The sequence below is a fragment of the Microbacterium sp. PF5 genome (assembly GCF_004794315.1).
GTDB lineage: Bacteria > Actinomycetota > Actinomycetes > Actinomycetales > Microbacteriaceae > Microbacterium > Microbacterium sufflavum.
In genome coordinates, this window is sequence record NZ_SSDQ01000130.1 from 18851 (window position 1) to 31601 (window position 12751).

Consider the following 12751-nt stretch of genomic DNA (forward strand, 5'->3'; position numbering starts at 1 on the left):
AGCGCATCTTCGATAGAAGATGTAGCTGTAGGTGTAGATGTAGCTGTAGATGTAGTAGCGCCGGTCGTAGGCTCGACCGCGCTTTGGGTCAAACGTTGCCCGTAGCGTTGGTCGTAGCCATGTCGGTGAACGGCAGAAACCCCGGGAAGTCCCACGTGAGTTCCGTCTTCGTCTCGCGAACAGCGACGGCCGGTTGCTTGAGGACCGTCATCACCTGAGGTTTCTCCCACGCGGGGAGCTCCTTGTTCTCCTTTTTGTAGCGCTGCAGTTCATGCACCACGACGGCCCGTATCTTGTTCGACGCGATCGCCCCGTATGCCTTCGCCATCGACACGGCGAGGCGGGGCTGTTTCATCAGTCCGTCGTGTCTGACCCATGAGCGGACCAACACCTCGTCGGTGGTTTGATCAAAGACGCAGAACCACTTGTCGGCGAGCTCCTGCGCGGCGACCATCACATCACCGGATGTCATCTCTCGAGACATCGCAGCGAGACGCCCAGGGTGGAACTCGACGCAGCCGCAGTAATCCAGCTTGGGGTGAGACACGAGCTTGAAGTACAGCGCCTGCGCTTGGGGCGTCAGGTCTCGGAAATCAGCATCAGACCAGATGTCGATGCTGATGTTCGCTCTGTCACGTGCCATGTCGCATCACCGATCTCCTTTCACGGTAGGCGGCGGTCGCCGGGTTCACTCGTCGCATCGGCATGGCTTCACCAGCCAGCAGATGCCGCAGACGACCTCTTTCGGTCCGAGGGTGGTCGGGTCGGGCTTCGGAACGCAGTCGACGTGGCGGAACCGTCCGTCGTCATCCCGCTCGATCTCGTCGCCCTCGTGGATGCGGAAGCCGCAGTTCGCGGCACACGTGCCGTTGTACTGCGCACGGAAGCTCACGACTCGCCCTCCCCCAGCGCGTGCGCCGCTTCGGCGAACGCCGTCAGGATGGCGGCCGCGGCTTCTCCGAGGTGGAACATGAGCTGGACGAACCCGGCGACGGCGGCGGACCAGGCTTCGGCCTGTGCGGCGAGGGCTTCCTTGTCGGGGTCGAACCCGAGCCGGATGAGCGCCTCTCGGGCCGACGCGTCGATCTGACGCTGAACGCGCCGGTTGGCGGCAGCGATCTCTCTGTCGACGTCCATAGTCACGTGTCCTTTCGGGGTCGGCGATCGGCCAGGCTGGTCACGATCGCGAGGTTCTGTGCAGGAGGCTCGGGCACCTTGTCGCCGCGCTGGTAGTCGTCGTCGGCCCACGCGTAGAGCGCTTCGATCCGGGGACCGAAGTAGCGCAGCAGCAGGCCGCCGCTGTTCGGCTTGGGCTTGGGCTCGCCGTTGTCGCGCCACGCCTGCCACGCGGCGGCTCGTTGCGCGTCGAAGTCGGCGCGGTGGATGGGGCGTGAACACGACGCGAACCACTCCCGTTCGCCCGTGAGGGGATTCGGGATGGTGGTGGTGATCGTCGGCTTCTGCTTGCACGGCCCGCCCGAGGGGCGAAGCATCGTGCCGATGCACGCGCTGCGATCTTCCGACATCCGGTATTTCGGGACGTCCTTGCTCAGAATCGTGTAGCGCAGCGTCGGCGAGAGCTCTTCGGCCGTGCCGGAATACCCCATCATCCGGAGCGCCCGGTACGCCCAGTGCTCGCGCGTGAAGGTCTTCACCTTCACCGCGTCCGGTGCGGTCTCCCAGATGTGCAGACCGGCGAGGACGAACAGCTTCAAGTGCTCCGGGAGATCCGTGTCCGCGAAGACCTCCGCGCGCCGCTCCTACGCCTGAATCATGCGCTTGATGTCGACCATGGGGATGCCCTTCTCCGGGCACCCCCGGGTCAGTCTTCGAGGTAGATGAGCCCCCAGTGGTGGAGGAACATCTCCTTGGTGGGGTCGCTCTGCCCTGACGGGAGCGACCATCCCTGCGGCGGGTTGGGTCCGTGTGCGAGGCCGTGGCATCCGGTGTGGTTGCCCCACCCGCACAGCGCGACGATGTTCGCCGCCGTGTGCTTCCCGCCACGGGATCGGTACTTCCGGTGATGCAGCTCGAGGGGTGCGACCTTGCCGCACCCCTCGCACCGGCCGGCCGCGCGCTCGCGCACGGCGGCGCGCACCTTCGCGGGGATCGCGCTCACGCCGGATCAGCCGCGATCGCGAGGCAGGTCGCGTCGTACGCTTCACGCCAGGTCTCATACCCCTGGTTGAGGGTGCCCGGGTATGCCTCACCGGAGTCGCGGCAGGTGTCCACCCACCAACGCCCCGTGGACTTGCCCCGCCAGACGTGGGGCTTCATCGCACGCCCCCGAACCCGAGGAGCTCGGCGAGGTGTTGGGCTTCGCTGAGCCGCAGCGGCCGTGTGCCCTTCTCGATCTGCGAGACGGTGGCCTGCGACCACTTGAACCCGCGTCGAGTCATCGCGGCGGCGAGGTCCCGTTGTGACTTCTCGGAACGTTCGCGGGCGGCTGTCACGTCGGCGCCGATTTCCGAGTCGGACTGGGGTGCGCTGATCGTTGCCGGCGTTACCGTCTTGGTCGGGGCGACGAGGATGCCGAGGTTGCGGATGGCGCGGGAGATCGCGGCCGTCTCGGCTGATTCCTGTGGGCGAAGTCGGACCAGTTCGTCTTCGTCGTTCTCCCCTCGCGTGGCGTGCGCGACGGCGTCGGGGCGTTCCGACGCGCTGTTCTTCCGCACGTACGCGCGGACAGTGAAGACCTGGAATGGGAGGCTCTGTCCGTCGTCGATGACACGACTCTCAACCTCGGGAAGGATGCTGCCCTCCGGGTACTTCGCCCAGAACGCTTCGACCCGTTCCATCGCCGTTGCGACGTCCTCGAACGTCTCGGGCTTGGGTGTGCGCTGCAGCTTGGATCTGCGGTTGTCTTCGGGGAGCTCGATGATGCTCATGTCCGTTCTTTCTGACCATCACGCGGTGGTGTCGTAGTTGTCTTGGAAGTCGTAGATCGCGTACATCGGGACGTCGATGATCCCGATGGGGCCGCCGTTGCGGTTGTGGTAGCCGGGCCAGACGCCCGACTGCACGCACTCGGCGTACCTCTCGCGCGCCGCCTTCGCCTTCTCGATTCCGATACGTCTGGCGTCCTCGCTGAGGACGTGAACGTTCGTGAGGTAGGGCGCGTTGGCTTCCACGACGACGAACAGCCACGGCTTCCGCTCGCCGGTGATGAGTTCGTAGAGGTGGTCGTACCAGCCGTACTGAACCTCGTATCCGAGGTTGAACACCTGCTTCGCGAAGCCACTCTCGGACGCTTCGCCCGACATCGTCTTGAGGTCTCCAAGCTCGGGGCCCTCGGAGTCGAGCCGGCCGCGCATCCGCACGCCTGTATCGGGGTCGGTGGCGAACATCGACACCTCCGGCTTCCCGCGCTCGAATAGGGCACGGGCGGTGTCGTTCGCGAGGACCGATTCGACCATGATGTTCACCACTCGAGCAGTGGCCCTCTTTACGGGGATCAGTCCGTGATCTCGCGCGTCGGCCTCGAAGGCCTTCGCTGCTTTTGTGCTGATCGCACCGTTCGATGCCAGGACGTTGTCGAGCTCCTTGCCCTCGAACTCGAACAGTTCGGGCCCGTTGCCGTCTGGGTAGACGGCGATCTGTGCGCCGACGCCGAGGACCTTGGAGTGGACGGCGGACCCGAGGTCGAACTCGGCCTTCGGTTCCTCCGGCTGGGACGCGTAGTGCTTGTAGTGGGCGGGAGACTTGAGGATCTTCTTCGCCCCGGTCGAGCTGAGCCCGGGCAGGCGGTGGTAGATCGTCTCTTCGAGCCCGTAGACCAAGCCGTCGTAGTCGGTCACGATGACTCCTTCCAGATGATGTGGGGGCAGGTCATCCACACCGTTGGGTGGTGGCTGATAACGACGTGCCCGACGTTGTGGCAGAGGGCGCAGTTACTGGTGGGCACGGGGATCACCGCTCATCGCTGCGTGTTCGCGTCGCACGAGGTCGTCGTCCCCCGCGCGCATGGCTGCGTTGAGGTCGACGGCGAGGGTGAGCAACGTCGCGTTGTGCGTCCCGTTCTCGACGTCGACGCGGGACACGACCTCGTCGTGTACTTGGGCGAGCGCATCGAACACCGCTTGATGCTGCAGTCGAGTCAGGTCGCTCCACTGGATGTCTTTCAGCATCAGCGGGCCAGCCGTTCGTACTTCGCAGCATCGATGAACTCGAATCCTGCGTGAACGATCAGCGCCGCAGCGAACGCAGCCAGGGCGCCGCTGACGGGCGCGAGTTCGATGGTGAATGCGAGAACGGCCAGCGCGATAGCGATCGCTGCTCCCGCGAGGAATGTCAGGCCGGCGATTCGTCTCCTCCTCGCCCACCTGGACCACATGCTGTTCATGGATGCCTCCGCAGCTTCTCGTTCACGTGCGAGCGGCGGCCTGTGCCGGCGCAATCGACGCACTCGATCTCGTCTTCGTAGTCACTGCCCTTGACCGTTGTGGCTCCCCACCCGAAGCAGGGACGGCAGTAGTCGTGGATATCTGGGTTGGGTCGGCGGCTCATGCGCGGACTTTCTCGGGTCGCGGGTTCTGATCCCAGAGCTCCTGCGACGTCCAGAGGACGGTGCGGATGCACACGTGTCCGGTGCTGTCAGTCACCGCCGACACCGCGATGCGGTCACCCACGTACAGCCAGGCGGCGTGGTTTGTCGCCCACAGCACTCGTGCCGGTGCGCGGAGAGCGATGAGCACCTCCTGGAAGGTGAGGCCCGCCTGACGTCTCATCAGGTCGAAGCGCTCTCTCGCGTGCTCTGAAGTGGACAGCCGCTCGAGATCGATGACCGGCGCTCCCGGCCGCCGTTCGGTGTATCCGAGCGGGTCGATGCTCGCGGCGCCGTACCGGTCCTGCATCGACTGAAGCATGAGCCTCGCCTTACCCGCGGTGATATTCGTCGGCACCTCGCGCCGAGCCCCATCAGGGAACTGGTACGCTACGGTCGCTGACGTGCGCTGTACTCGCACGGCGCCCATGGCGCGGAACTCTCGGTCGAGACGCTTTGCCGCGTGCTTGAAGTACTCAGATCCCACTGCGCACCGCCGGAGAAAGGTAGGTGCGGTGGAAACCGCGGATGACGCCCGCGCCGACAGGATTCGGCCGCTCCGAATCGCGTCGGATCGCTTCGTCGACATCGACCTCGAAGTCCCTGATCCTGACGTTCGCACCGAGCGACCGCACGAAGTTGATCAGCTTCTCGTTGTAGACCGGGTTGAGGTTGGTGTTGTCTACGACGATGTCCTTGCCTGCTTCGATCAGCGCGCGAATGGTTGCGTTCTGCACTCGCGTCACCACACGCTCATCGACTCCATGTGGCCGACCGAAGACCGCCATTCGGATGTCGTCCCGGTTCACCCTCCCGCGCTCGTCGGGACGCTCAGCCACCCATGACCGCGCCCATGTGCTCTTCCCCGAACCGGGGATGCCCCGAGTCAGAATCGCTTCGACCATTGCCAGCTCCTTCGCTTGATGTCGCAAGAGAGGCCCGGACGATTCCCACTCGTCCGGGCCTGCTTCCTCCCGTACGCGGTTCCCCAGAACCGCTGGCACCCCAGATGCCGTGAGCGACCGCATCCCCATGCGTCGCTGCATCCCCGCACCCCAGTGCGGGAAGAGAAGAGGGGCTGGCGTGTGATGCACCAGCCCCTGGGGGTCTCTCGGGAGTCACGGCGGTACTCCAAACCGCCTACAGACTCAGAACCGATCCCCTTGGGCGCGCCGGGGACTCGCTCCCCCGGTGTCTGCTGCGTCGCGCGGGTTCGAGCCGTTCCTAACCGGTCGTCGCTGCGCGTCTACGCAGCTCACGGTCGTGTAGCGAACACGCCATCCCTCGCGGGCATGACGAAGCGTGTTCCCCGTAGCTCTCGAACCAAACTGTTCGCGCACCCTTGGGTGCGTCTTTCCCTTCGACCCCACACGATGGGGGTCCACTCGCTCGTTCCTGCACCCCGGCATCTCCACCTACCCGATGGCCCCGTAGCGTGCGTGCTTGTCTTCCCCGTAGGTAGTCCCCTGTGGGGTTCATGGGTTGCTGACGTTCGGTGCCGGGATCTACCGGGCCGTGACGTCGGGAAGACATATCAGCGTGTCTCTCGTGTGGAATTGTGATGGTGCAAGCGCTCCCCGTTTCCGGGTACGCCGAGTAGCGCTACCCCCAGCGACGGGAGTAGAGCCGGATCCTGTGGCGGGGATCAGCCGGACAGAGCCACCAAAGTGACGTTCGTGGGGTTCGTCTGCGGGCACCGGGTCGAAGCGAACTGAGTCACGACGTCACTCAGCCCTTCACCTTGTTGAGCTCGCGGCAGTATGGGCAGCGCCCCGGCTTGATCGAGCACACCTCGTCACAGTGTCGGCACCAACGCGACCCGTTTCGATCGACGAAGACGAGGCCACACGGGCATTCAGCGAGGTTCATCGCACACCTCCAGCGCTCTTGCATGAGTACGGGCGGTTGTCACGACGACTAGAACCAGTCACCACAACCGGGTCCTGTGCTTCACGCTCAGCCCAATACCGGGCCGACGCACGAAACTCCAAAACCAGGTAGCCGAAGATCGCGGCTATGGTTGCCGGGACCGCGAACCAGATCGGCATGGTGTCCATCAGGCACCCCCTACGATCGGGTCATGACCTTCACTCCGGATGTGGCGGGCATCATGGCCCAGGTCCTCGCCGTCCTCCTGCTCGCTACCGCATTCGCGCCGGCATACCGCGGACAGCTCGCAATGCGCACCATTCGAGACGAGAACGGGGAGTACCACCGTGTCCCTACCCGACGTCGCGCCGCCGTGGGCAAGTACGCCAAGGTCAGGATCTTCCTGCTGTGCTTCGTCCTCGCCGTCGTCTTCGCTGACTGTCTGTTCGTGATGTACGACGTCACCCTCGACGACTCGCTGGGGGCTTCCATCCCCATCGCCGCCAACACCAGCGCCCTCGCCTTGACCCTGGCGAACATTGGGTTCGCGATTTACGACCACGCCTCCGACGAGCGCCAACACGGTGCTGACTGACACGATCGCCAAGCCGACAATCTCTTCGACGCTCACGACGCCACCGCCTCGAGGTGTCGCGCTAGGAACCTGCGGATTGCGGGGAGCGCGGGCTGGCGGATGTAGAGGGTCTGTCGCACCTGGCCGTTGTGGTGGCGTGGGGCGTTGTGCTGTGGCCGGAGTGCGAACTTCTCGCCGTGAGCAGCGGCGGCCCGATACTCGACCTCGTCGACCATTCGGTTCTGGGACTCCGACCAGCGGCGACCGATCTTGTGCCGGTACACCCAGCCAGCCGCGATGAGACGATCCCGCAGCTCGGACTCCTTCACGCCGAGCTCGGACGCCGCGGACCGGAACGTGGCCACGTCGTCGCGGTCGACGAACTGCTCCACGTACTCGACCTTCGGAGCGTCCTCCGCGACCTTCGCCTCGAGTTCCTTCACCCGGTTCGACGTGATCTGCAGGGCACGCGCAACGATCTCGTCATCCGAGATCGGCGCCGACACCTCCTGCTTGCGAGTCTGCACCGCGAAGTACTGCTGCAAGGCCGCGATCTCAGGCTTCGACCCATCCGCGTTCTGGAACAGGATGTAGCAGGCGTACCGGGTCAGCTGCAGGTCTTCGATCTCGCGGCGTGCGCCCTTCCCTGTTGCGATCATCTTCGTGACCCCACGAAAATGATCCGCGGCGTGCAGGCCAGATGCGTCGACGGAGGAGATCGCCCGGTTGATCGCCTTCGACCAGTTCTCCCAACGCTCGTAGCCGGCGAAAGGCATGAGGTCACGAGCGGACCACATCTCACCATCGGTGAGGGTGATGATCTTGAGGTCGTCGAGCTGTGCGCTCAGGTTGATGGTCGCCATCAGAGCGCCCCCATGTCTTCCTCTGGCAGTTCGTTAATGAACCGCGTTGCTTCAGACACGGGGATGATCGCCTTGGTGCCTGAGTACTTCGGAGTCAGGTGGCCGCGCTTGATGTGGTTGTAGATCTGCTGGTCAGAAACACCGATGGCTGCAGCGAGCTGCGGCACCGTGTAGGCAAGCCGCTCGACTTTCAGAATCGCCTTCAATTGGGCACCTCCTGGAGCGCAAGAAGGCCACCAACCGCCACGTGCAGCCGGAGCGGGACATCCTCGCTGTTGAAGATGTCCTGCGCCTGCTGATGCGTGAGACTGATGGCCTTCGATACGTTCACCGCCTGCGCGGCGAGTCTTCTGTTTGTCATGTATGAGACGGTAGTACTCATATTTGGTTAATGCAAGCCAATGTGACAATGATTTTGCCAACTATGAGAAATCACGCCTCTAGGATGGATTCATGCCTCCAGTTAAGAAGCCCCAGACGTTCGACGAGCACGTTGGCAGCGTGGTCGGTGGTCTCGCCCGTTCCCACGGCGGCCGCCCGTTCCTCGCGAGCCTCCTTGACTGGTCAATGCAGACCGTTCACCGGCGAGTTTCCGGATCGCACGGATTCACAGTCAAGGAGCTGCAGGTCATCGCTCCTGCGATCAACAGCACCCCAGAAGAGATCATCGACCAGGCTCTCCGCAACTTCGGAGGAGGCTCGAAGGAAGACGGCCTTCGGAAACTGATCGCGCAAGAGCGCATCGAACTGGTGTCCGAGCCGCCCGCTAGTCTCGACGCTCAGCGGAAAAAGAAGACGCCGGCAGAGATGACCGACGATGAGTTGGAGGCGGAGCGCAGTGCAGCGAGTACCGACCCTGAGCACCTCGAGGACGAACCTGACCACACCTAGAGGGCGGTCATATGACCCCTGGGAGCACGCAGAGTTGCTCGGAATCGAGGTCATCGTTCGACGTCTTCGGACCGCAAACGGTCGATGGTTCCCGGAGTACGGTCAGATCCTCATCAGCGACAAGCTCCGGGTGGGACAACAGCGTCTGGTTCTCGCTCATGAGATCGGGCATGGCGCCCTCATGCATCCCGACGATCGCCCGAAGCACGAAAAGCAGGCCGACCAGTTTGCGGCCCGGAATCTCATTGATCCGGAGGAACTGGCCGACCTGTACAAGTGGTGCCCTGACGAACAGAAGATCGTTCATGAGCTTGGGGTGACTACCCGTCTATTTCGAGCTTTCGTCCTGGCGCCGGTTGCGTGAGGATCCCCGACAGCTTGTGCATCGCATCTTGAAGGCGCACCGCGTCCGAACGGGACTTGTAGGCGCGAGTCATCGAGCGCGTTGAGTGGCCGACGATCTCTTGGATGAGATCCTCAGACACTCCTGCCAGGTACAGGAGATCGACTGTCGAGTGTCGAACGTCGTGCAAGCGCACGCGCCGCCCGGCACCGAAGACCTCATCGCGCAACTTGGGCCATTCGACAGAGATACGGTCTGGGTCGGGCGGAGTCGCGTAGCCGTAACGGCCATGCCGGCCGGCGAACAGCAGCCCCCACTCGTTCGGCTCCATCGAATCCATGTGCTCAAGCAGTACCGTTCGAAGGGGTTCTACCAGTGGGATCACGCGCCACCCCGCCTTCGATTTCGGGCGGGTCATGTGCAGCCCACCCGAGATCTGCCTTGCCTCATAGTTGTTGGGCATCTGCAACTTGCGGAACGGGCAGTTCCCCGCGCGCGCAAATCCGCATGGCTTCGTGCAGCCATGCGAGTAGGCAAGGCGCTGAATCTGCCAGGACAGGTCGAGGACCTCGCCGACGCGGTCAATTTCCAGGCCTGCGATCTCTCCTCGGCGGGCCGCGGTGAGCAGGTAGGTCAGCCAGAGCGCCCTGTCTGGATGGTTCATGAGGTGCCGCAAGAGCAGGACCGCGTCATCCAGTGTGAACACGTCGAGGTCTGGCACTCCGGCGAGGGGCGGTTCGACACGACTCGCCGGATTGATCAGCAGTACGCCTTCCCGGACCGCGAACTCGAGCGCGGATGACGCGTAGTGAAACGCGTTCCTCGACGTCGTGGCCGAGAGCCCCTTACCTCGCACGTACGTCTCGATGCGCCGAATTCGGTCAGGGTCAAGCCGCGCGATGCGCGTGGTCGGGCCGAGCGCTGGAACGATGTACTGCTCGATGTACGTTCGGTAGGTGTCCGCAGTGCGAGGCCGCTTCCTCGGGACGATCGCGATCCTCATCCACTTGTCGAACCACTCCCTCACTGTGGGCGATGCCGTTGGAACCCCGCCTAGGTGATGCTTCTGTTGACGGAGGTCGCGGAGGGCGGCATTGGCCGCGGAGCGCGTCTCGAAGCGCTGCACCTTCCGGTTTCGAAACGGCTCACCTGTGTCTTTCCATCGAACAGGTGGAAGCTCGATAGCGACCGCCCAAAGACCGGTACGTGCTTCCTTGTAGATCGCCCCGTCGCCTTGCCGCCCCCTGCTCTTCTTTCGAGCGCCCATCTAGTCCCTCTTCTCCCGTGAGCCGACCACATCTGCTGATTGATCAGTCCTACATGCGTTTGTCTTCTACGGATGTTCCGCGAGCGGATCATCACTGCTCCTTCCGGCCAAGGTTGGTGTAGCCATTCGTGTAGCCAACGTCAATGGTTCTCGTTGGCTCTGTTGGCTACATTGGGTAGTCTAATGGCCATATTTGGAAACGCGCAAGTCAGAAGTGCTCAAGCACCGGTTTCCGGTACCGTAGGTCGCAGGTTCGACTCCTGTCGGGGGCACATCAGCAGAAGGCCGCTCTTCGGAGCGGCCTTCGTCGTTGGTCGGCGAGAGCTCGCCGGCCTGCGTCGCGCGGACGTCGGCGATTGCCGTGCCGGCGGTTCGAGAGCACGATGTCTGACATGGGATTAGCGGACTACCCGGTGAGGGCTTCCATCGGCGTCACCGATATCGGACGAGCGGCCGCCTTCTATGAAGGGGTGCTGGGCCTCGCCGCCGAGCGGAGCGGACCGAGCGCCGGCATCGCGGAGGGCGCTCGGTTCTACGCCTGCGGCGACGGGACCATGCTCAACGTGTTCGAGACGCCGACCGCGGGCTCGACGCGCTCGACAGTCGCCACGTGGTACGTCGACGACCTCGATGCGGTCGTGGCGGAGCTGACGGCTGCGGGAGCCGAGTTCGTCCGCTACGACGGTTTCGGCCAGAACGCGGCCGGCATCGGCCCTCGGGCGGGCGGTGGGCGGATCGCCTGGGTCGAGGACCCGGACGGGAACACGCTCGCCATCGAATCCGACAGCTGAGGCCTTCCGGCGACACCTCAGGCGAGACGTCTCGGGGCAGCACGGATGACAGACGGTAGCCTGGACGGGTGCCCTCCCTCGTCTCCGCCGGTTCGACGCGCGCCCCGCAGCGCCTGTCGTCGGCGACGCCGATGACGGAGTGGATGCGCGTCGTGCTGCACCCGGGGACGAACGGGTGGACGAGCGTGTGGGGCACCCTCTCGCACGGTGAGATCGCGGGCTGCCCGCCGCCACGCGGCTAGCCGCGCCGGATGGCGCGGCCTGTTCGCATCGACCGCCCATCTCTCCCGTGAGGTACCCCTGTGTCTTCGTCGTCCCCTGCCCGTTTCCGTCTCGCGCCGCATGAGCTGTGGCGCGGTATCCGCTCCACCGCCCGCAGCGAGGTGCTCGGTGGTGCGCTGCTGCTCGCGGCGACCGTCGCGGCCCTGATCCTCGCCAACTCCCCCGCCGCGCCCTGGTACGAGGCCGTGCGCGACGTGCGCTTCGGCATCCCCGAGCTCCACCTGGAGCTGAGCGTCGGCGCGTGGGCCGCCGACGGGCTGCTCGCCGTGTTCTTCTTCGTCGTCGGGCTGGAGCTCAAGGAGGAGTTCGTCGCCGGGCGACTCCGTGACCCGCGCCGCGCCGCGCTGCCCATCGCGGCGGCCGTCGGCGGGGTGGTCGTGCCCGCGCTGCTGTTCCTCGCGGTCAACGCCGCGGCCGGCCCCGAGGTGCTGCGCGGCTGGGCGATCCCCACCGCGACCGACATCGCGTTCGCGGTGGCCGTGCTCGCCGTCGTCGGCCGGTTCCTCCCTCCGGCGCTGCGCGTGTTCCTGCTGACCCTCGCCATCATCGACGACCTCATCGCCATCACGATCATCGCGACGTTCTACACCGAGACGATCCAGGCGCCGTGGCTCATCCTCGCGCTGCTGCCGCTCGCCGGGTTCGCGCTCGCGGTGCAGAACGGCGTGCGCTCCTGGTGGCTGCTGCTCCCCCTCGCGGTGGCCGTGTGGGTGTGCGTGCACGCGTCGGGGGTGCACGCCACGGTCGCCGGTGTGCTGCTCGGGTTCCTCGTGCCCGTGCGAGCCACCGCACGCACGCGCGTGCAGACCGGTACCGATGCGGACGGCGCCCCGGTGTACGACGGGCTGGCGGCGCACTTCGCCGACCGCTGGGGTGTCGTGGCCACGCTGTTCGCCGTGCCCGTGTTCGCGTTCTTCGCCGCGGGAGTCGACATCGGTGGAATCGACGGCCTCGTCTCCGCGCTGACCGACCCGATCACGGTCGGCATCGTCGTGGGACTCGTCGTCGGCAAGCCGGTGGGCATCCTGCTGACGACCTTCCTCCTCAGCCGCGTTCGGGCGCTGCGTCTCGACGAGACGCTGCGCTGGCCCGACCTGGCCGGCATGTCGCTGCTCGCCGGGATCGGCTTCACCGTGTCTCTCCTGGTCGGCGAGCTGGCTTACGGCAGCAGCAGCGTCGCCGACGATCACGTGAAGATCGGGGTGCTGGTCGGGTCCCTCGTCGCGGCGGTGCTCGGCGGTGTGGTCCTGGCGCTGCGCGGTCGGCGAGCCCGGAGCGCTGCGCGGGACCGGGCGGAGGCATGACGGCCTCGCGGCGAGCGGAGGTAT

The 12751-nt window shown here is 65.1% G+C and carries 22 protein-coding genes; 6 read left to right on the forward strand and 16 right to left on the reverse strand.

The window, feature by feature from the left end; all coding sequences use genetic code 11:
• Window positions 1-88 precede the first annotated feature (88 nt).
• The 12 genes from DW297_RS11590 to DW297_RS11640 form a co-directional block, all read right to left on the reverse strand.
• On the reverse strand, window positions 89-643 hold the full coding sequence (locus DW297_RS11590) for a hypothetical protein (RefSeq protein ID WP_136032509.1): 555 nt from the start codon (window positions 641-643) through the stop codon (window positions 89-91).
• Window positions 644-688: 45 nt separating this feature from the next.
• Window positions 689-892: a hypothetical protein gene (locus tag DW297_RS11595; protein WP_136032511.1), complete on the reverse strand. Its 204-nt coding sequence runs from the start codon at window positions 890-892 to the stop codon at window positions 689-691.
• A complete protein-coding gene (locus DW297_RS11600; RefSeq protein ID WP_136032513.1) occupies window positions 889-1137 on the reverse strand; it encodes a hypothetical protein in 249 nt (82 codons plus the stop codon). Before DW297_RS11600 ends, DW297_RS11595 begins: the two co-directional genes overlap by 4 nt.
• Window positions 1138-1139: 2 nt before the next feature.
• Window positions 1140-1655, reverse strand: a complete 516-nt coding sequence (locus DW297_RS11605) for a hypothetical protein (RefSeq protein WP_136032515.1) — start codon at window positions 1653-1655, stop codon at window positions 1140-1142.
• A gap of 167 nt (window positions 1656-1822) precedes the next feature.
• Window positions 1823-2119: an HNH endonuclease gene (locus DW297_RS11610; protein ID WP_136032518.1), complete on the reverse strand. Its 297-nt coding sequence runs from the start codon at window positions 2117-2119 to the stop codon at window positions 1823-1825.
• Window positions 2116-2277: a hypothetical protein gene (locus tag DW297_RS18935; protein ID WP_168442842.1), complete on the reverse strand. Its 162-nt coding sequence runs from the start codon at window positions 2275-2277 to the stop codon at window positions 2116-2118. The genes DW297_RS11610 and DW297_RS18935 overlap by 4 nt, the downstream gene beginning before the upstream one ends.
• Window positions 2274-2888 carry a helix-turn-helix domain-containing protein gene (locus DW297_RS11615; protein WP_136032519.1) on the reverse strand — a complete coding sequence of 205 codons (615 nt, stop codon included), beginning with the start codon at window positions 2886-2888 and terminating at the stop codon, window positions 2274-2276. Before DW297_RS11615 ends, DW297_RS18935 begins: the two co-directional genes overlap by 4 nt.
• Before the next feature lie 18 nt (window positions 2889-2906).
• Window positions 2907-3797, reverse strand: coding sequence for a PD-(D/E)XK nuclease-like domain-containing protein (locus DW297_RS11620; protein WP_168442843.1), 891 nt, complete (start codon window positions 3795-3797; stop codon window positions 2907-2909).
• 93 nt (window positions 3798-3890) lie between these two features.
• Window positions 3891-4127 carry a hypothetical protein gene (locus DW297_RS11625; protein ID WP_136032523.1) on the reverse strand — a complete coding sequence of 79 codons (237 nt, stop codon included), beginning with the start codon at window positions 4125-4127 and terminating at the stop codon, window positions 3891-3893.
• Window positions 4127-4342, reverse strand: a complete 216-nt coding sequence (locus DW297_RS11630; RefSeq protein WP_136032525.1) for a hypothetical protein — start codon at window positions 4340-4342, stop codon at window positions 4127-4129. Before DW297_RS11630 ends, DW297_RS11625 begins: the two co-directional genes overlap by 1 nt.
• A 160-nt stretch (window positions 4343-4502) precedes the next feature.
• Window positions 4503-4865, reverse strand: a complete 363-nt coding sequence (locus DW297_RS11635; RefSeq protein ID WP_136032528.1) for a hypothetical protein — start codon at window positions 4863-4865, stop codon at window positions 4503-4505.
• Window positions 4866-5019: 154 nt separating this feature from the next.
• On the reverse strand, window positions 5020-5448 hold the full coding sequence (locus DW297_RS11640) for an AAA family ATPase (RefSeq protein WP_168442844.1): 429 nt from the start codon (window positions 5446-5448) through the stop codon (window positions 5020-5022).
• A gap of 1175 nt (window positions 5449-6623) precedes the next feature.
• Between DW297_RS11640 and DW297_RS11645 the strand changes: the two genes are divergently transcribed.
• On the forward strand, window positions 6624-7007 hold the full coding sequence (locus tag DW297_RS11645) for a hypothetical protein (protein ID WP_136032532.1): 384 nt from the start codon (window positions 6624-6626) through the stop codon (window positions 7005-7007).
• A 32-nt stretch (window positions 7008-7039) separates the two neighbouring features.
• On the opposite strand, the gene DW297_RS11650 is transcribed toward DW297_RS11645, so the two are convergent.
• From DW297_RS11650 to DW297_RS18940, 3 genes are read right to left on the reverse strand one after another with little or no spacing between them, the layout of a single operon-like run.
• Entirely contained in the window at window positions 7040-7849 is an 810-nt protein-coding gene (locus tag DW297_RS11650; protein WP_136032535.1) for a phage antirepressor KilAC domain-containing protein, read from the reverse strand.
• Complete coding sequence (locus DW297_RS11655; protein WP_136032537.1) at window positions 7849-8055, reverse strand: helix-turn-helix domain-containing protein; 207 nt, start codon at window positions 8053-8055, stop codon at window positions 7849-7851. Before DW297_RS11655 ends, DW297_RS11650 begins: the two co-directional genes overlap by 1 nt.
• Complete coding sequence (locus tag DW297_RS18940; RefSeq protein WP_168442845.1) at window positions 8052-8210, reverse strand: hypothetical protein; 159 nt, start codon at window positions 8208-8210, stop codon at window positions 8052-8054. The genes DW297_RS11655 and DW297_RS18940 overlap by 4 nt, the downstream gene beginning before the upstream one ends.
• Before the next feature lie 92 nt (window positions 8211-8302).
• Here DW297_RS18940 and DW297_RS11660 point away from each other — a divergent pair, with 92 nt between their 5' ends.
• Together DW297_RS11660 and DW297_RS19485 are read left to right on the forward strand one after the other, a co-directional pair.
• Window positions 8303-8740 (forward strand): hypothetical protein, encoded by a 438-nt coding sequence (locus tag DW297_RS11660; protein WP_136032539.1) that lies wholly within the window; start codon window positions 8303-8305, stop codon window positions 8738-8740.
• Entirely contained in the window at window positions 8667-9104 is a 438-nt protein-coding gene (locus tag DW297_RS19485; protein WP_136032541.1) for an ImmA/IrrE family metallo-endopeptidase, read from the forward strand. The genes DW297_RS11660 and DW297_RS19485 overlap by 74 nt, the downstream gene beginning before the upstream one ends.
• Here DW297_RS19485 and DW297_RS11670 read toward each other — a convergent pair.
• On the reverse strand, window positions 9061-10209 hold the full coding sequence (locus DW297_RS11670) for a tyrosine-type recombinase/integrase (RefSeq protein WP_168442846.1): 1149 nt from the start codon (window positions 10207-10209) through the stop codon (window positions 9061-9063). The genes DW297_RS19485 and DW297_RS11670 overlap by 44 nt on opposite strands.
• 554 nt (window positions 10210-10763) lie before the next feature.
• Here DW297_RS11670 and DW297_RS11675 point away from each other — a divergent pair.
• The 3 genes from DW297_RS11675 to nhaA all read left to right on the forward strand — a co-directional run bounded on the left by DW297_RS11675 (window position 10764) and on the right by nhaA (window position 12727).
• The gene (locus DW297_RS11675; RefSeq protein ID WP_240744598.1) at window positions 10764-11141 is read left to right on the forward strand and encodes a VOC family protein; all 378 of its coding nucleotides are present in this window, start codon (window positions 10764-10766) and stop codon (window positions 11139-11141) included.
• A 68-nt stretch (window positions 11142-11209) separates the two neighbouring features.
• Entirely contained in the window at window positions 11210-11383 is a 174-nt protein-coding gene (locus tag DW297_RS18945) for a hypothetical protein (RefSeq protein ID WP_168387297.1), read from the forward strand.
• A gap of 60 nt (window positions 11384-11443) precedes the next feature.
• Complete coding sequence (gene nhaA, locus DW297_RS11680; RefSeq protein ID WP_136032547.1) at window positions 11444-12727, forward strand: Na+/H+ antiporter NhaA; 1284 nt, start codon at window positions 11444-11446, stop codon at window positions 12725-12727.
• Window positions 12728-12751: the final 24 nt, after the last annotated feature.